Consider the following 17,741-nt stretch of genomic DNA (forward strand, 5'->3'; position numbering starts at 1 on the left):
GCGCGCGCGCGTTTACGTCCCGTCGCCGCGGCGGCGGGGGCCCCCGGCGGGGCGGGTGTTCGCCCCCCCCCCCGCGCCCCCCCCCCGCCCCCCCCCCCCCCCGCGGGGGGGCGCGGCGGGGCACGTCAGGGCTAGGACACCATCCCCTGCCCCTCCAGCTCCGTCAGGCGTACGGTGCTCAGCCCGCCGCGCTCGGTCGTCACCTCCGTCACCTTCAGCTGGGTGCCCGGGGTGAGGATGTACTCCTCCTCGCCCGTGAACGCGGAGAACCGCCGGATCCCCACCGCGCGCGCCGGCGTCACCTCGAACAGGGTCCGCCTGCCGCGGTTCCCCAGGAACGCCCGGGCCACGCTCGGCTCGGACGTGCACGACGAGACGCCCCACCAGGTCACGGTGCGCCCGAGCGGATACTGCGACCGCAGGTCCAGCGCCACACCGCGCCACAGCGGCCGCTTCTGCACCGGCAGGTCGGCGACGGCCGAGAACAGCAGCCGCAGATACGGCAGGTACGGCTCCAGCCGATCCCGGTCCGGGGAGCGCAGCACGGCGTTGATCTCGCGGTAGAACGCCGACTCGCACGTGTACAGGTACAGCGCCGAGATGGCGTCCGCCGACAGGCCGGCCCCCGCCTCCGCGACCTTCGCCTCCGCGAACCGGCTCGACCGCTCGACGTACCGGTCGAGGTTCGCCAGCACCTTCGTCACCGGCTCGAGAGCCTTCCGGAAGTCCATCACCGGCGTGTCGAAGACCCCGGTGATCGGCGGCAGGACGAGCCCCTCGTCCTTGACGCTGGTGAGCCGCTCCAGATAGAGCTGGTGGAGCTCCATCGTCGACGCGATGAACGCGCCCATGCGCGCCGCGACGCCCCCGTCACCGGAGCCGCCGGCCCCGGCCGCGTCCTGGTCCCAGCCCTTGCGCGGCAGCCAGTCGACCGGCTCGGCCCCCACCGCCACCAGGGCGTCGTTCACCTGGGAGAAGTGGTCCCCCTCGCAGAACAGGTCCCCCTGCGCCGCCGGGTTCGCGTGGTCCAGGTGCCGGACCTCGACCCCCGGGTACTTCTTCTCCAGCCGCTGCACGACCCGCTTCAGGCTCCGGGCGTGCGCGCCCCACCAGGCGAACACCACCCCGCGGTCCTCCTCCTCGGCGTCCTGCTTCGCCCGGAGGATCTCCTCCACGATCTGCTCGGCCACGGGGCGCCAGAAGGCGGTGTGCTGATCGGTCGGCACCGCCCCGTCCGCGCTCGCGGTGAGGGAGGCGTTCAGGAGGAGCACGCCCTGGGTCAGCATCGCCTGGAACCACTCCGGCGGCTGGACCGTGTCCTCCTTCTTCAGCAGGGCCCGGACCTCGCCGACCGGCGTCTTCCTGGCGATGCCGTACTTCCACATCGCGGCCGCCTTGATGAGGCAGCGAATGCTCACCACCCGGCCGAACTGACTGTCCTTCCAGTCGTGGAACGTGTTGTCGAACATGGCGATGCCGGTCGCGCTCTCCGCCCGCGGGTACGGGTTCTGCCCGAAGGCGACGACCTTCCACTTGTGCGGCGGATGCGGCTTGAGCGCCTGGAACGTCAGCTCGCGCACCGGAACCACCTCCGGGCTCCGCTTCGGGCCGATGAAGGCCCCGGCCCCCGGCTGCGCCTCGATCACCGGGCCGAGCAGCGGCAGCCACGGCTCACCGCCCCCGGTGAACAGCCCGGCCAGCCCCAGCGGGTCGGCCGGCGCGGCGGCCGGGGCGGCGGGCGAAGCCGGGGTGGCGGTCTGCACGGCGGCGGACTGCTCGCCCGGCTGCTGCTCGGCGACGGGCGCCTGCTCGGGCACCTTGATCCGTACCCGCTGCGCCGGTCCCGCGCCCTCGATGTCGTCGAGCTGCCCCAGGACCGCGGCCCGCAACCGGTCGTAGTCCGCGAACCCGTGGTCGTGGAACAGGGTGTAGCCCGTCCACATCAGGTTGGCGCACACCTGGGCGGGCACCTGCCCGGTCCGCGCGCCCATCCCGACGAGAGCCACCGAGCGGATGCTGCCGGGCTTCGCCAGGTTCTGCAGGTGGACCGCCTGGAACGCGGCCGCGCACGCCAGCGCCACGTTCATGGTGGAGCTGATGTTCTGCGAGGACTGCCGCATCGTCGGCGTGGAGATCAGATACCGCGGCACGGCCGCTCCGGACGGGACGCACACGGCGCTGCCCACCGGAAGGCTGCCGCCGAACCCGTCGCGTATCGCCCGCTGCACCCGCACCTGGACACCGGCGCCGAGGTGCCGCTTGACGACGGCGTCGACCCCTCCGTCCATCCGGCCCCGGGCGTTGGTGGGGGACACCCACGCGTCGACGTCCACGTCGAGCAGGGACCCCTGCCGGATCTCGACCGCCGGCGTGTCCGCGAACGCGGACCGCCAGGCCTCCACCACCTCGTCGTTGACGTCGACGAGGACGACCTTCAACGCACGCTCGACACCCACGAATTCCCCCTCACGCACACACTTCCGAACGACCTCGAAGCTATCGCGCGCCACTGACAACGCCCGTGAGCCGCGTCTCATCGCCCGGGTCCGCCTTGCTATGCAACTCGTTGCATAGCAAGATCGGGCGCATGGCGCTCGACCACGCGATCCTCGTGTCCCTGCTCGAGAAGCCCGGATCCGGCTACGAGCTGGCCCGGCGCTTCGAGCGGTCCATCGGATACTTCTGGACCGCCACCCACCAGCAGATCTACCGCGTGCTCAAGCGCATGGAGAGCGAGGGCTGGGTGGACGTCCGGGACGTGCCGCAGCAGGGGCGTCCCGACAAGAAGGAGTACTCCGTCGCCGGGCCCGGCCGGGCGGCGCTCTCCGCGTGGCTGCACGCGCCCATCGAGCCCGAGAGCGTGCGCCACGACCTCGCCGTGAAGATCCGGGGCGCAGCCTTCGACGATCCGGCCGCGCTGACCGGAGAGGTCGAGCGGCACAGGCAGGCGCACACGGACCGTCTGGAGCACTACCTCGCGGGCGAGGCACGCGACTTCCCCGCCTCCGGAGCCGCCGGTCCGCCCGACGCCGAACGGGAGCTCCAGCACGCCGTGCTGCGCGGCGGCATCGCGTACGAGCGGATGATGATCACCTGGCTCGACGACGTGCTCGCCACGCTCGGCCGCTTCGGGACCGGCCGCTGAAACGGCCTCCCGCACCCCTCCCGCGCCACCGGTCGCGCGCACCCCACGTACGCCCGGTCGCACCCACCTCCCGTACCACCACACCCTCATCCCGAGCCGGAAAGGCGGACGTCATGGCCGACCCGCTGCTGTTCAACCCGCACACCTACGACCCGGCCCACTTCGACCCGGAGACCCGCCGGCTGCTGCGCGCCACGGTGGACTGGTTCGAGGCCCGCGGCAAGCGCAGGATCATCGAGGACTACCGGACCCGGGCCTGGCTCGGCGACTTCCTCGCCTTCGCCGCCGAGGAGGGGCTCTTCGCCACCTTCCTGACGCCGGGCTCCGCCGCGGGCGAGGGTGAGGACGACAAGCGCTGGGACACCGCCCGCATCGCCGCCCTCAACGAGATCCTCGGCTTCTACGGGCTCGACTACTGGTACGCCTGGCAGGTCACCATCCTCGGCCTCGGCCCGGTCTGGCAGAGCGAGAACGCCGCCGCCCGCTCCCGCGCCGCCGAACTCCTCGCGCAGGGCGAGGTGTTCGCGTTCGGGCTCTCCGAGAAGTCCCACGGCGCCGACATCTACTCGACCGACATGCTCCTGGAGCCCGACGGCACGGGCGGCTTCCGCGCCACCGGCTCCAAGTACTACATCGGCAACGGGAACGCCGCCGGGCTGGTCTCCGTCTTCGGCCGCCGCACCGACGTCGAGGGCCCCGACGGCTACGTCTTCTTCGCCGCCGACAGCCGTCACCCGGCGTACCGGCTCGTCAAGAACGTCGTCGACTCCTCCAAGTACGTCAGCGAGTTCCGCCTGGAGGACTACCCGGTCTCCGCCGAGGACGTGCTGCACACCGGGCGCGCCGCCTTCGACGCCGCGCTGAACACCGTCAACGTCGGCAAGTTCAACCTGTGCACCGCCTCGATCGGCATCTGCGAGCACGCGATGTACGAGGCCGTCACCCACGCGCAGAACCGCATCCTGTACGGCCGCCCGGTCACCGCCTTCCCGCACGTGCGGCGCGAGCTGGCCGACGCCTACGTCCGGCTCGTCGGCATGAAGCTGTTCAGCGACCGCGCCGTCGACTACTTCCGCACGGCGGGCCCCGACGACCGCCGTTACCTCCTCTTCAACCCGATGACGAAGATGAAGGTGACCACGGAGGGCGAGAAGGTCATCGACCTGATGTGGGACGTCATCGCCGCCAAGGGCTTCGAGAAGGACAACTACTTCGCGGAGGCCGCCGTGGAGATCCGCGGCCTGCCGAAGCTGGAGGGCACGGTCCACGTCAACCTGGCGCTGATCCTGAAGTTCATGCGCAACCACCTGCTCGACCCGGTCGCGTACGAGCCCGTCCCGACCCGCCTGGAGGCGGCCGACGACACGTTCCTGTTCCGCCAGGGCCCGGCGCGCGGTCTCGGCTCGGTCCGCTTCCACGACTGGCGCCCGGCCTACGAGGCGTTCGCCCACGTGGCCAACGTCGCCCGCTTCCGCGAACAGGCCGACGCGCTGTGCGCGTTCGTGCTCGAGGCCGCTCCCGACGAGCAGCAGAGCCGTGACCTCGACCTGCTGCTCGCCGTCGGCCAGCTCTTCGCGCTCGTCGTCCACGGGCAGCTGGTCCTGGAGCAGGCGGCCCTGACCGGTCTCGACGAGGACGTGCTCGACGAGCTCTTCGCCGTCCTGGTCCGCGACTTCTCCGCGCACGCCGTCGAGCTGCACGGCAAGGACTCGGCGACGGAGCAGCAGCAGCTCTGGGCGCTCGGCGCCGTCCGGCGGCCGGTCGTGGACGAGGCGCGGTCGGGGCGGGTCTGGCAGCGGGTCGAGGCGCTGTCGGGGGCGTACGAGATGAAGCCCTGACCCTTCCTCGGGGTCAGCCCCGGACCGGTCGGCCCTCGGCGTCCACGACGACGGTGTCCCAGTGGCGGTCCCACCGGTCGCCGACGTACTCGGGGACCTCGCCCGCCGGGTAGCGGACCCAGCCCCGGGGCGGCTCCTGGCCGTCGGCCACGCAGTCCTGGCCGGAGGCGTTGCCCACCGCCTTGACGGGGTAGCGGCCGGAGCCGCAGACGCGCTCCCCGCTCGCGCAGCCCGTCAGGAGCAGGGCGGCGGCCAGGCCCGCGACGGTGAGCACGGGGAGGGCGCGCCGGGGGCGGCGGGGACTGCGGGTCTGCCGGCTGGTCACTTTCACGGGCCTTTCTCGCTGGTGCACCCAGTCTCGGCGAGCGGGGGAGGTCCGTGATGAGTACGCGTACTCACCCGCGGGTGAGTCGTGGGGGGGCGCCCCGGGGGGCAGCGGGCGGCGGGCCGCCGGCGGCGCCGGACGCGCGCGGGGGGGAGCGCGGCGCGGGCGCGGGGGGGCGGCGGCCCGCGTGCCCTCGCGCAGCGGCGCGCGGGGCTCGGGCCCGCCGCGGCGCCGGCGGCCCCGCCCCCCCCCCCCCCCCCCGCCCCGCGTCACGGCTTGGGCAGGGTGCACCCGGCGCGGTTCAGGTCGATCACGTTCCCGGCGCCGATGCAGGGAACGATCGTGTACGTCTCCTGGGCGTAGTTGATGCCCTGGCGGACGGTCACGGTGCCGTTCTGGTCGACCTCGCACGGGTTGTTCACGGTGCAGCTCTCACCGCTCTCGTTGCCCGTGTTGTTGACGGCGACGACCTTGCCGGTGGTGGCGTCGATCACGGGCGAGCCGGAGGTGCCGCCGATCGTGTTGCACGCCGAGGTGTAGCGGACCGAGTCCTTCCAGGTCCAGCCGCCCTCCTTCAGGCGGTAGACGAAGCCGTCGACGTTGCAGCTGTAGATCCGCTTCCAGTACCCGGAGACCACCTTGATGGCCGAACCCTGCGTCGGGTGGGCGTCGTTGAGGGTCAGGGCGCTGATGCCGTACTGGCTCTGTATCTGCGCGTACGTCTTGGTCAGCTGGTAGATCGAGATGTCCGTGTCGGTCATCGTGCCGTACGAGATCTTGCTGGCGCGCAGGGTCCCGACACCCGTGCCGGCCGAGTTGAGCAGGGTGAACGAGCGGCTGGACCGCTGGTCCTTGACGACCTGGCCCGCCGTGGGCATGCCGGTTTCCAGGCAGTGCCCGTTGGAGAGGACGAGCGCGGGGTCGCTCGGCAGCGAGCTGGGTGCGCGGACGACGGAGCCGGAACAGTTGCTGAGCGCGACGGTTCCCGCGAAGTCGACGGCGGTGACGGCCTGGCCCTGGGGTGCGGGCGCGGCGGCCGGGGTCTGCGCGACCGTCTCCCGGGGTGTGGAGGCGGCGGCCGGGACCGCTGCCGCGCCTGCCAGGAGCAGGGCGAGCAGGGCGCCGGCGAGAGGCTTCTTCATGTGGGGGTTCCCCTCTGGAACGACCGTGCAACCGAGAATCCTTCGGTTGTCATGTGCATTCTCGAAAGGAGGTGGCCCAAGTGGCAAGAGGGCGTGGTGGGTTGAGGCCGGAAGCGGACCTCGTACACGCCGTCGAGATGATCACTCGTTCGTGAGTTCCGCCACGGCCGTGCCCCGGTCGGCACCAGCCTGGGAGCAGTGACGTCGGCGCTGTGGATGTGGGGGGGCTTGGTGTGACGAGAGAACCGGGATCCGGCGGCGGACCCGACGGGCGGGCCGTGCTCCTCGCGGCGGGCCTCGCCGATCTGGCGGTGAGCACGGTGGGGTCGGGCCTCGGACTGTTACGGGGGCTGCTGCGGCGCTCGGACGCCGCCGAACTGGCCTCCGACGCCGAGCGGGACCTGGAGGCGCGTGGCCGTCTCGCCCTCGACCGGTACGTGTCCCCGCCGCCGGCCCACCTCGAACTCCTCGCCCGGCACGTGGTGGCGCGGCGGGCCTCCGACGGTGGCTGAGCGGTGGGAGCCGGCCGCGTTCAAGGCGCGCGTCGACGAGGTGCTGCGCGGCTACGTCGCCCACGAGGCCGGTGAACTCACGGCGGTCGACGCGGCCCTCGGCCCGGTGGCGGACCAGCTGGAGTCGGCGGTCGCGGCCGGCAAGCGGCTGCGGGCCGCGTTCTGCTACTGGGGCTGGCGCGCGGCGGGACAGCCCGACAGCGACGCCCTCGTGCGCGCCGCGGCCTCCATGGAACTGGTGCACGCGGCCGCCGTCGTGCACGACGACCTGATCGACGACAGCCCGCTGCGCCACGGCCGGCCCACCCCGCACGTGGCCCTGCGCGCCGCCCTCGCACACCACCCGCGGGCCGCCGCGGGGGCCCGCTCGCTCGCGATGCTCGTCGGCGATCTGCTGATGTCGCTCGCCGGGCAGCTCTTCGTCACCAGCGGCCTCCCCGCCGCCTACCTCGGCCGGGCCCGTCCGCTCTGGGCGGCGCTCGCCCGGGACCTCGTCGCGGGGGAGTGCCTGGAGATCCTGCACACCGGAGCCGCCCCGGACACGAAGGCCTCCCTGAAGGTGATCCGCTACAAGACCGCCAAGTACACCGTCGAGCAGCCGCTGCTGATCGGCGGCGCGCTGGGCGGCGCCGGCGGGCGGCTGCGCGCGGGCTGCTCCGCGTACGGGGTGCCGCTGGGCGAGGCCTTCCAGCTCAGGGACGACCTGCTCGGCCTGTTCGGCGACCCGGAGACCACCGGCAAGGCCGGCGCCGACGACGTGCGCGGACGACGGCCCACGGCGCTGCTCGCCGAGACCTGGCGGCTCGCGGGCGACGGGGAACGCGCCCGGCTGCGCGCGCTGCTGGACCGGCGCGAGCCCGACGGGGACGTGCTGGAGGCCGTACGCCAGGTGATGCGACGTCTGGGGGCGCCCGAACGTGTCGAGGCCATGATCGCCGAGCGGGTCGGAGACGCCCTCGGCGCCCTCGACGCGCTGGCCCTGCCCCCGGCCCCCGCCACCGCGCTCACCGCCCTGGCGCACTCGGCGTCGGTCCGCTCTTCCTGACCGAGACACAAGGAGCCCCTGCCATGACCTTCACCGAGGCGTCGATGGACGCCCTGCGGCGGACCGGCGACGAACTCGCCGACGCCACGGTCGCCACCCTCTTCGAACGCGGCGAGGTCGGCACCTTCAACACCCTCATGCGGTACGTCTCCACCGCGGGCTCCCCCCTGCCGGACGGACTGCCCGACGTCGCCCGGGAGTACCTCCACGCCACGAGCGCCCCGCCGTCCTGGGTCGACTGGGGGGAGATGGAGCGGGCCCGGCTGTTCTTCATCGACAACAACGTGCACATCTCCACGGCGCTGTCCTTCGCGTCCATGCCCGCCTGCTACCTCGTCCCGCACGTGGCGAAGCTGCTGTCCGCGACGCACGGCCTGCAGTACCCGTCCAAGCGGATGGCGGAGACGGGGCAGTTCACGGTCCACCTGATGCAGCCCGACGCGTTCGAGGCCGGCAGCCGGTTCATCCCCGCCGCGCAGAAGGTCCGCCTGCTGCACGCCTCGATCCGGCACCACCTCCGGCGCGAGGACCGCTGGGACGTCGAGGGGCTGGGGGTGCCGATCTGCCAGGAGGACATGATCGGCGGGCAGATGTTCTTCTCGATGCTCGTCCTGGACAGCCTGCACCGCCTCGGCGTCCACATGTCCTCCGAGGGCGCGGACGCCTACTACTACGCCTGGCGCGTGGTGGGCGCGATGCTGGGCGTGGACCAGGAGGCCGTCCCCACGACCCTCGACGAGGCCCGCGGCTTCCTCGACCTGTACATGATCCGCCACATGGGACCCTCCCCCGAAGGCGTCCACCTGACCCGGCAGCTCATCGACCTCTACGAGGAGGTCGTCCCCGGCACCCTGCTCGACCCGATCGTCTCCGCTCTCATCCGCTACCTCGTCGGCGACACGTGCGGCGACTGGCTGGAGGTGCCGCGCACCCCGTGGGACACGGCGGTCAAGGCCGTCCCGCACCTCCTCGGCGTCCTGGAGACGATCGAGGACCGCTCCCCGCTCGGGGCGTGGGCCCTGGACCGACTCGGCCACCTCACCACCGTCCTCGAACTGTCCTCGCTCACGCGCGGACGCGTCATGCACTACGCCATCCCCGAGCACCTCAGGAAGGACTACGGCCTCCCGTCGGGACCGCCCCGCACCCGCCGCTGGACCCCACCCGCCGCCACGGTCGCGCCGTGACGCCCTCACCCCCGCTGACCACCGGAAACGTGGGTGAAGACCACCCCGGAGGCCTGGTAGATTGTTCTCTGTCGCCGCGGGCAGCAGAGATGCGGATCGCGGCGGGCTACCGGTCCGGGTGGCGGAATGGCAGACGCGCTAGCTTGAGGTGCTAGTGCCCTTTATCGGGCGTGGGGGTTCAAGTCCCCCCTCGGACACAGAAGACACACCACGTGGTGGTCGGGACTCGTCCCGGCCGCCACGTGGTTTTTTTATTGCTTGGACCGCGACGGCGTCCGCGCGGGAGACTCCCTTTACTCGCCTTCGTCACCACATCACAGGGTTGGGTATGGGATCACCACGATCGCACGAAGGGTTACCGAACAAGGGCTCGGTACTCCTCGCACTCCGCTTCTACGCACGGGAACTGCTCCGCCTCCGACGGCTGACCGCTCCCGCTCTCCTGCTGCCGGCACTCGGCAACATCGGCATCAACTACATCGCCCCGCTCGTGGTCGCCAAGCTCGTCGGCCGCATCGCCGGCGACGGAACCGGCGGCGGGCTCGGGAGCCTCCTTCCCCACGTCCTCGCCTTCGCCGGCGTCCTCCTCCTCGGTGAGGCCCTGTGGCGAGTCGGGCTGCACTGCCTCAACCGTGTCGACGCCCGCGGCATCGAGAACCTCTACGTCATCGGCATGGACGAACTCTTCGCCAAGGACGCCGCGTTCTTCCACGACAACTTCGCGGGATCACTGACCAAACGGGTCCTCAGCTTCGCCTCCCGCTTCGAGGAGTTCGTCGACACCCTGACCTTCTCGGTCATGGGCAGCTTCGTCCCGCTGCTGTTCGCGTCGGTGGTGCTCTGGCAGTACGACCCGCTGCTCGTGGCCGGACTCCTGGTCCTCATCACGGTCACCGGCGTCGGCGTGGCCCCGCTGATCCGGCGCCGGCAGGCGCTCGTCGCCCGGCGCGAGCAGGCGATCGCCCGGGTCTCGGGCCACGTCGCCGACAGCCTCACGAACATGGACACCGTCCGGTCCTTCGGAGCCGAGCGGCGCGAGGCCGCCGAGCACCGGTCCCGTGTCGCGGAGTCCCGGCGGCTGACGCTGCGCTCCTGGGACTACGGCAACCTGCGCATCGACACGCTCGTCGCACCGATGTCCGTCCTGACGAACGTCCTCGGCCTCGTCCTCGCCGTCACCCTCGGCGGCGGGGAGCACGGCGTGGAGGCCGTCATCGTCGCCTTCACCTACTACGCCAACGCGACCCGGATCATGTTCGAGTTCAACCAGATCTACCGGCGCCTGGAGAGCGCGATGACGGAGGCGGGCCAGTTCACCGAACTCCTCCTCGAACGGCCGACCGTCCTCGACCCCGCGGACCCGGAACCCCTCCGGGCCGAGACCGCCGAGGTCCGCTTCGAGAAGGTCACCTTCGCCCACGCGGGCGCGAAGCCGCTCTTCGAGGGCCTCGACCTCGACGTACCCGGCGGAGCGAAGATCGGATTCGTGGGCCGGTCCGGCGGCGGCAAGACCACGCTCACCCGGCTGCTCCTGCGCATGACCGACATCGACGGCGGCCGGATCACCGTCGGAGGCCAGGACATCAGCCGCCTCCGCCAGACCGACCTGCGCGGCATGATCGCGTACGTGCCGCAGGACCCCGCCATGTTCCACCGCACCCTCCGCGAGAACATCGCCTTCGCCCGGCCGGACGCCACCGAAGCCGAGATCCGGCGCGCGGCCGAGGCGGCGCACGTCACCGAGTTCGCGGACGCCCTCCCCGAAGGCTTCGAGACCATGGTGGGCGAGCGCGGGGTGAAGCTCTCCGGCGGCCAGCGCCAGCGGGTCGCCCTCGCCCGCGCGATCCTGCGGGACGCGCCGATCCTGCTGCTCGACGAGGCGACCAGCGCCCTGGACTCCGAGAGCGAGATCCTCGTGCAGGACGCGCTCTGGCGGCTCATGGAGGGGCGGACCGCGCTCGTGGTGGCCCACCGGCTGAGCACCGTCGCCACCATGGACCGGCTCGTCGTCCTCGACCGCGGGCGGATCGTCGAGCAGGGCACGCACCGGGAGCTGCTCGCCGCCGAGGGCGCCTACGCGAAGCTGTGGCAGCACCAGTCCGGCGGCTTCCTCGACGACACCCCCGCCCCGGCCGCCGGCCTGCGCTGACGGGCCCCTCCGGAGTTGTCCACAGATCACCCCGGGCGGGGCCGGGGTGTCGGTGCGGACGGCTAGGCTTCAGAAATGGTCCTTTCCGACGCTCCCGACACCTCCGACGAGATCACCGGCACCCCGGAGGCGGTCTCCGACGCCTCCGGCGAGATCTCCGACGCCGCCCGGGTGCTCCAGCGCGTCTTCGGCTACAGCTCCTTCCGCGGGGAGCAGCAGGAGATCATCGAGCAGGTCGTCGGCGGCGGCGACGCGCTGGTCCTGATGCCGACGGGCGGCGGCAAGTCTCTCTGCTACCAGATCCCGGCCCTGGTCAGAGCGGGCACGGGCGTCGTGATCTCGCCCCTCATCGCGCTGATGCAGGACCAGGTGGACGCGCTCAGGGCGCTCGGGGTGCGGGCCGGCTTCCTGAACTCGACGCAGGACCCCTACGAGCGGCAGGCCGTCGAGCAGGCGTTCCTCGCGGACGAGCTCGACCTGCTCTACCTGGCCCCGGAGCGGCTGCGCACCGAGGGGACCCAGCGGCTGCTCGACCGGGGCACGGTGTCGCTCTTCGCGATCGACGAGGCGCACTGCGTCGCCCAGTGGGGCCACGACTTCCGGCCCGACTACCTCGCGCTCTCGATGCTGCACGAGCGGTGGCCGAAGGTGCCGCGGATCGCACTGACCGCGACGGCCACCGAGGCCACCCACGCGGAGATCGCGAAGCGGCTCGGTCTGGAGGACGCCCGGCACTTCGTCGCGGGCTTCGACCGGCCGAACATCCAGTACCGGATCGTCCCGAAGAACAACCCGGTCAAGCAGCTCCTGGAGCTGATCAGGACCGAGCACGACGGGGACGCGGGCGTCGTCTACTGCCTCTCGCGCGCCTCGGTGGAGAAGACCGCGGCCGCCCTCGTGGAGCAGGGCATCGACGCCGTCCCGTACCACGCAGGGATGGACGCCCGGGCGCGCGCGGCCAACCAGTCCCGCTTCCTGCGGGAGGACGGGGTCGTCGTGGTGGCGACCATCGCCTTCGGCATGGGCATCGACAAGCCCGACGTGCGCTTCGTGGCCCACCTCGACCTGCCCAAGTCCGTCGAGGGCTACTACCAGGAGACCGGCCGTGCGGGCCGCGACGGCGAGCCGGCCACCGCATGGCTGGCGTACGGCCTCCAGGACGTCGTCCAGCAGCGCAAGATGATCGACGGCTCCGAGGGCGACGAGACGCACCGCCGCTCGCTGGCCATGCACCTGGACGCGATGCTCGCCCTCTGCGAGACGGTCGACTGCCGCCGCGTGCGCCTCCTGGAGTACTTCGGCCAGTCCGGCAAGCCCTGCGGCAACTGCGACACCTGTCTGACGCCGGGGGAGTCCTGGGACGGGACCGTCGCCGCGCAGAAGCTGCTGTCCACGGTGTGGCGGCTCGCCAAGGAGCGGCGCCAGAAGTTCGGCGCGGGCCAGATCATCGACATCCTCCAGGGCAAGAGGACCGCCAAGGTCATCCAGTTCGACCACGACGGGCTCTCGGTGTTCGGCGTCGGCTCGGACCTGGGCACCGCCGAATGGCGCGGGGTCGTCCGCCAGCTCCTCGCGCAGCGGCTGCTCGCGGTGGAGGGCGACTACGGGACGCTCGTGCTCACGGAGGAGAGCGGCGAGGTGCTGGGGGGCCGCCGCCAGGTCCCGATGCGCAAGGAGAAGGCCGTCGCCGCCGCCCGCAAGGAGTCCGGGGCCCGCTCGGGGAAGGGCGCCCGCGTGCCGGTCGATCTGCCCGAGGCCGCCGTGCCGGTCTTCGAGGCGCTGCGCGCCTGGCGGGCCGCGACCGCGCGCGAGCAGGGCGTCCCGGCGTACGTCGTCTTCCACGACGCGACGCTGCGCGAGATCGCGACCCTCATGCCCGGCACCGTGGAGGAGCTCGGCACCGTCGGCGGCGTCGGCGAGGCCAAGCTGACCAAGTACGCGGAGGGCGTCCTCGACGCCCTGGCCCGGACGGGCGGCAGCGGGACCGCCGCCCCGGCGTCCGCCGCCCCCGCCGCTCCGGCTCCGGCCGTCGCACCTCCGAAGCGGGGTGCGGAGCCGCACGTCGCGCCGTCCTACGACGAGGAACCGCCGTGGGACATGGACGAGCTCGAACCGCCGTGGGACGAGGACGAGTAGACCGGCTCCCCGGTCGGCGCCGCCGGGGCCGGACCTGCCGGCCCCGGTGGCCCGGACCTGGTCCGGATCTGCCGGCACCGGCGGCCCGAACCCGTCGGCCCCCACGGCCCGGACCCGTCGGCCGCGGTGGTCCGGACCCGACGCCGGTAGGTGCTCACGCGGGCTGGGGCGTGAGGCGGCGCAGCCCCCGGCGGTCGTAGTAGTGCGTCATGGCGAAGCCGAACGCCAGGGCCCCGGCCACGCCGACCGCGATCATGATCCAGCCGCGGGCGAGTCCCGCGTCGGCCCGGGCGTCGAAGTACAGGATGGCCCGGACGCCCGAGCTGAGCTGGTGCATCGGCTCGAAGATCCCCAGGAAGCGGTAGAACGCCGGGGTGGCCTCCAGGGGGACGGTCGCCCCGGACGAGGGGAGGGCCAGCGCGATGAAGACGAACATGGACACGAGCTGGCCGATGCCGCCGAAGGCGGCGTTGATGGCCTGGACGCCCAGGCCGACCGCGACCGTCGCACAGTACGAGAAGAGCCACAGCATCGGCAGATGACCGGCGTCCATGCCCAGGACCGCGATCGTGGCCACCATGACGAGCGTGGTGGTCAGGAGTGAGATCCCCGCCGTCATCAGCATCTTCAGGACGAGCGTCTGGGTCCGGCTGACGGGAACCGTCGGCCGGCGGGTGTGCCAGGGGCCGATCTCGCTGTCCGCGTAGCCGAGGGCGGTGTCGACACCGCTGTGGACGAGGTTCCCCCCGATGAAGCCGCTCAGGACGAGCAGCAGCGTGTAGTAGAAGGCCGACAGGCCCAGACCGCTGTGCCGGCCGATGGGGTGCCCGACGCGGGTGGTGACCGTGACGGGGTCGGCCAGGAGCGCCCGGGCGGTCGGCTCGGAGGCCGTGGCGGACAGCTGCCTGCCGATGGTCAGCGAGGCCCGGTGCGCCGCGCCCTGGTTGATCTGGGAGGCCAGGGACGAGCCCAGGCTGCCGAGACCGGGATTGGTGAGGACCGTGAGCGTCGGGCGGGCCGTGGCCCGGTTCGTGGTCAGCGCGGCGACGGAGGCGGTGAAGTCCGGCGGGACGACCAGGGCGCCGAAGACCTTGCCCGAGGCCAGCGCGTCCTGGGCCTGCGCGCGGTCGAGGCGGCGCCAGTCGATGTCCGTCGTCGCGGAGCCGGTCGCCGCGACCGAGTCGGTGATCTGCTTCCCCAGGTTCTCCGACTGCCCCGGCAGCGGACGGCCCTGGTCCTCGTCGACCAGGGCGATGGGCAGCCGGTTCAGGTGGTCGCTCGGGCTGAGGATGCCCCCCATGTAGAGGAGCGACAGCAGCAGCGACACCAGGGCGCACAGGACGGTCGGCACGAGCCACAGCCTGGCGTGCCGTACGAGCGCGGAGGCCCGGACCTGGGGGACGGGGTCCGGGGCGTTCGGGGGGATCGCGGAGGTCATGGGGCCATCGTCGGCGGGCCGGGCGGCGATCCGGGCATTTGGGGTGATGGCGGGTGGGGGCGTGTCGGGCTCGCCGCCGGTCCCGCTCCGATTGCGCAGCGGTGGGCGCCGGGTTTGAGTGGGAAGGTCCCCCATCCGCGCCTTCAGGAGCTGTCATGTCGATGGCGTTCGGTTCACCCTTCGGTTCCTCGGATCCCTTCAGCGACCTGTTCGACCGGTTCTTCGGGATGTCGCCCGCCTCCTCGCCCCCGGCGGTGCAGCGCGTGCCCATCGGACGGCTCCTGACCGAGTCCTCCCACGAACTGCTGAACACGGCAGCGCGCAAGGCCGACGCGGACGGCAGTTCCGACCTCGACACGGAACACCTCCTGTGGGCGGCGACCCAGGTCGAGCCGACCCGCCGGCTGCTCTCCCAGGGCGGGGTGAACCCGGACAAGCTCGCCGAACAGCTCGCCGAGGTGCTCCCCCGGGAGTCCGCCGAGCCGTCGGCCGAGCCCGGTCTCACCCCGGCGGCCAAACGGACCCTCGCCACCGCCCACGCCTACTCGCAGGCCGCCGGCGTCTCGTACATCGGCCCCGAACACATCCTGAGCGCCCTCCTCGGCGACGCCGACTCCGGCGCGTCCCGCTTCCTGCGGGCCGAGGACCTGGACGTGAAGAGGCTGCGCGGCCTCACCGACCAGGCGGCCCGCCCGGAGCAGGGCGGCGCCCCCGCCGCCGCGAAGCAGCCGGCCACGACCCTCGACGAGTACGGCCGGGACCTGACGGAGGAGGCGAGGGCGGGCCGGCTCGACCCCGTCGTCGGCCGGGCCGACGAGATCGAGCAGACCGTCGAGATCCTGTCCCGACGCTCCAAGAACAACCCCGTGCTCATCGGCGAACCCGGCGTCGGCAAGACCGCCATCGTGGAGGGACTCGCCCAGCGCATCGTCGCGGACCAGGTGCCCGACACCCTGAAGGGCAAGCGGGTCGTCTCCCTCGACCTGTCCGGCATGGTCGCCGGAGCCCAGTACCGGGGGCAGTTCGAGGAACGCCTCAAGAAGGTCATCGAGGACGTCCAGGAGGCGAGCGGCGACATCATCCTCTTCATCGACGAGCTGCACACGGTCGTCGGCGCGGGCGCCACCGGCGAGGGCTCGATGGACGCGGGCAACATGCTCAAGCCCGCCCTCGCCCGCGGCGAACTGCACGTCGTGGGCGCCACCACCATCGACGAGTACCGCAAGCACATCGAGAAGGACGCCGCCCTCGAACGCCGCTTCCAGCCCGTCCTCATCCCCGAGCCGACCGTCGAGGAGACCGTGCAGATCCTCGAAGGGCTGCGGGACGCGTACGAGGCCCACCACCAGGTCCGCTTCGCCGACGGCGCCCTCACGGCGGCGGCCGAGCTCTCCGACCGCTACATCAGCGACCGCTTCCTGCCCGACAAGGCCATCGACCTGATGGACCAGGCCGGGGCCCGCGTACGGCTCCGCAGCGCCGGCCGCTCCACCGAGGTCGTCAGCCGTGAGGACCGGCTCGCGAAACTGCGCCGCGAGAAGGACGAGGCCGTCGCCGGCGAGGACTTCGAGAAGGCCAAGGAGCTCAAGGAGCGGATCGCCGAGGTGGAGGGCGAGCTCGCCGGGATCGAGGAGCGCCGCGAGGGCGTCGTCTCGGTCACCGCCTCCGACATCGCCGACATCGTCTCCCGCCGCACCGGGATCCCCGTCTCGCAGCTCACCGCCAGCGAGAAGGAGAGGCTCCTCAGGCTGGAGGAGGAGATGCACGACCGGATCGTCGGCCAGGACGAGGCGGTCACCGCGGTCTCCGAGGCCGTCCGGCGCAACCGGGCGGGCATGGGCGACCCGAACCGGCCCGTCGGCTCCTTCCTCTTCCTCGGGCCCACCGGCGTCGGCAAGACCGAACTCGCCAAGACCCTCGCCGAGCTGCTCTTCGGCGCCGAGGACCGCATGATCCGGTTCGACATGAGCGAGTTCCAGGAGAAGCACACCGTCGCCCGGCTCGTCGGCGCGCCTCCCGGATACGTCGGCTACGAGGAGGCCGGCCAGCTCACCGAGAAGGTCCGGCGCCAGCCGTACAGCGTCGTGCTCTTCGACGAGATCGAGAAGGGGCACCCCGACGTCTTCAACACCCTGCTCCAGATCCTCGACGACGGGCGCCTCACCGACGGACAGGGCCGCACGGTCGACTTCCGGCACTGCGTCGTCATCATGACGTCCAACATCGGCGCCCACCGCATCCTCGCCCACGAGGGCGACGCGGCCGAGCTCAAGGACCAGCTGATGGAGGACCTCCGGGGCCGCTTCCTGCCCGAGTTCCTCAACCGCATCGACGACATCATCGTCTTCCACAGCCTCACCGAGGAGGACCTGTCGGAGATCGTCGACCACCTCCTCGACCGGAGCAAGCACCGCGTCCACGCGCAGGGCATGACGCTGGAGGTCACCGAGGCGGCGAAGAAGCTGCTCGTCGCCCACGGCCACCAGCCGGCGTTCGGCGCCCGTCCGCTGCGCCGCACCATCCAGCGGGAGCTCGACAACCGGATCGCCTCCCTGCTCCTCGGCGGCGAGGCCGACCCCGGCGACACGATCGTCGCCGACGTCGTGGACGACTCCCTGCACTGCACGGTCCGCAGGGACGCGGACGCGGAGACCGGCGCCGCCGCGGCCTGACGGCCCGGCCGTGGACGGCGCGCCCGCCGAGGAGCGGGCCGGAGCGTGCTGACCGGCCCGCGGCCCGCGGTCGCCCGCCTGGGCCGTGCGCTCTCCCCGCGGGGCGCGCTCGCCCTGCAGAGCGTGGACGGCGCCCTGTCCTTCGCGCTGCG

The 17,741-nt window shown here is 72.3% G+C and carries 12 protein-coding genes and 1 tRNA gene; 9 read left to right on the forward strand and 4 right to left on the reverse strand.

The window, feature by feature from the left end:
- Positions 1 to 131: 131 nt before the first annotated feature.
- Entirely contained in the window at positions 132 to 2,456 is a 2,325-nt protein-coding gene (locus tag ACFV2S_RS36030) for an ADP-ribosyltransferase domain-containing protein (protein WP_385569804.1), read from the reverse strand.
- A gap of 131 nt (positions 2,457 to 2,587) precedes the next feature.
- Between ACFV2S_RS36030 and ACFV2S_RS36035 the strand changes: the two genes are divergently transcribed.
- Positions 2,588 to 3,145, forward strand: a complete 558-nt coding sequence (locus tag ACFV2S_RS36035) for a PadR family transcriptional regulator (RefSeq protein ID WP_385569808.1) — start codon at positions 2,588 to 2,590, stop codon at positions 3,143 to 3,145.
- A gap of 113 nt (positions 3,146 to 3,258) precedes the next feature.
- Positions 3,259 to 4,983: an acyl-CoA dehydrogenase family protein gene (locus ACFV2S_RS36040; RefSeq protein WP_385569812.1), complete on the forward strand. Its 1,725-nt coding sequence runs from the start codon at positions 3,259 to 3,261 to the stop codon at positions 4,981 to 4,983.
- Between the two features lie 13 nt (positions 4,984 to 4,996).
- Here the strand turns inward: ACFV2S_RS36040 and ACFV2S_RS36045 are convergent, their stop codons facing one another.
- Both ACFV2S_RS36045 and ACFV2S_RS36050 read right to left on the reverse strand, forming a co-directional pair.
- Positions 4,997 to 5,314 carry an SCO0607 family lipoprotein gene (locus ACFV2S_RS36045; RefSeq protein WP_385569817.1) on the reverse strand — a complete coding sequence of 106 codons (318 nt, stop codon included), beginning with the start codon at positions 5,312 to 5,314 and terminating at the stop codon, positions 4,997 to 4,999.
- Between the two features lie 263 nt (positions 5,315 to 5,577).
- Positions 5,578 to 6,450, reverse strand: a complete 873-nt coding sequence (locus tag ACFV2S_RS36050) for a serine protease (protein ID WP_385569821.1) — start codon at positions 6,448 to 6,450, stop codon at positions 5,578 to 5,580.
- A gap of 233 nt (positions 6,451 to 6,683) precedes the next feature.
- Between ACFV2S_RS36050 and ACFV2S_RS36055 the strand changes: the two genes are divergently transcribed.
- The 6 genes from ACFV2S_RS36055 (at position 6,684) to recQ (ending at position 13,479) form a co-directional block, all read left to right on the forward strand.
- Positions 6,684 to 6,962: a polyprenyl synthetase gene (locus ACFV2S_RS36055; RefSeq protein WP_385569826.1), complete on the forward strand. Its 279-nt coding sequence runs from the start codon at positions 6,684 to 6,686 to the stop codon at positions 6,960 to 6,962.
- The gene (locus ACFV2S_RS36060; RefSeq protein WP_385569830.1) at positions 6,955 to 8,007 is read left to right on the forward strand and encodes a polyprenyl synthetase family protein; all 1,053 of its coding nucleotides are present in this window, start codon (positions 6,955 to 6,957) and stop codon (positions 8,005 to 8,007) included. Before ACFV2S_RS36055 ends, ACFV2S_RS36060 begins: the two co-directional genes overlap by 8 nt.
- Positions 8,008 to 8,030: 23 nt before the next feature.
- Positions 8,031 to 9,194 (forward strand): oxygenase MpaB family protein, encoded by a 1,164-nt coding sequence (locus ACFV2S_RS36065; RefSeq protein WP_385569835.1) that lies wholly within the window; start codon positions 8,031 to 8,033, stop codon positions 9,192 to 9,194.
- 112 nt (positions 9,195 to 9,306) lie between these two features.
- Positions 9,307 to 9,391 (forward strand) — tRNA-Leu (locus ACFV2S_RS36070).
- Between the two features lie 131 nt (positions 9,392 to 9,522).
- Positions 9,523 to 11,343 carry an ABC transporter ATP-binding protein gene (locus ACFV2S_RS36075; RefSeq protein WP_385569838.1) on the forward strand — a complete coding sequence of 607 codons (1,821 nt, stop codon included), beginning with the start codon at positions 9,523 to 9,525 and terminating at the stop codon, positions 11,341 to 11,343.
- A 75-nt stretch (positions 11,344 to 11,418) separates the two neighbouring features.
- The gene (recQ, locus tag ACFV2S_RS36080) at positions 11,419 to 13,479 is read left to right on the forward strand and encodes a DNA helicase RecQ (RefSeq protein ID WP_385569842.1); all 2,061 of its coding nucleotides are present in this window, start codon (positions 11,419 to 11,421) and stop codon (positions 13,477 to 13,479) included.
- Positions 13,480 to 13,633: 154 nt separating this feature from the next.
- Here recQ and ACFV2S_RS36085 read toward each other — a convergent pair whose 3' ends face one another.
- Complete coding sequence (locus ACFV2S_RS36085; RefSeq protein WP_385569847.1) at positions 13,634 to 14,917, reverse strand: YhgE/Pip domain-containing protein; 1,284 nt, start codon at positions 14,915 to 14,917, stop codon at positions 13,634 to 13,636.
- 155 nt (positions 14,918 to 15,072) lie between these two features.
- Between ACFV2S_RS36085 and ACFV2S_RS36090 the strand changes: the two genes are divergently transcribed.
- Positions 15,073 to 17,589 carry an ATP-dependent Clp protease ATP-binding subunit gene (locus ACFV2S_RS36090; RefSeq protein WP_385569851.1) on the forward strand — a complete coding sequence of 839 codons (2,517 nt, stop codon included), beginning with the start codon at positions 15,073 to 15,075 and terminating at the stop codon, positions 17,587 to 17,589.
- Positions 17,590 to 17,741: the final 152 nt, after the last annotated feature.

This window comes from Streptomyces sp. NPDC059695 (genome assembly GCF_042733785.1).
In the GTDB taxonomy this organism is placed as follows: domain Bacteria; phylum Actinomycetota; class Actinomycetes; order Streptomycetales; family Streptomycetaceae; genus Streptomyces.

Coding starts and splice junctions, on each gene's coding strand:
- ACFV2S_RS36035 (WP_385569808.1), top strand. CDS start 2,588: ATGGCGCTCGACCACGCGATCCTCGTGTCCCTGCTCGAGAAGCCCGGA.
- ACFV2S_RS36040 (WP_385569812.1), top strand. CDS start 3,259: ATGGCCGACCCGCTGCTGTTCAACCCGCACACCTACGACCCGGCCCAC.
- ACFV2S_RS36050 (WP_385569821.1), bottom strand. CDS start 6,450: ATGAAGAAGCCTCTCGCCGGCGCCCTGCTCGCCCTGCTCCTGGCAGGC.
- ACFV2S_RS36065 (WP_385569835.1), top strand. CDS start 8,031: ATGACCTTCACCGAGGCGTCGATGGACGCCCTGCGGCGGACCGGCGAC.
- ACFV2S_RS36075 (WP_385569838.1), top strand. CDS start 9,523: ATGGGATCACCACGATCGCACGAAGGGTTACCGAACAAGGGCTCGGTA.
- recQ (WP_385569842.1), top strand. CDS start 11,419: ATGGTCCTTTCCGACGCTCCCGACACCTCCGACGAGATCACCGGCACC.
- ACFV2S_RS36085 (WP_385569847.1), bottom strand. CDS start 14,917: ATGACCTCCGCGATCCCCCCGAACGCCCCGGACCCCGTCCCCCAGGTC.
- ACFV2S_RS36090 (WP_385569851.1), top strand. CDS start 15,073: ATGTCGATGGCGTTCGGTTCACCCTTCGGTTCCTCGGATCCCTTCAGC.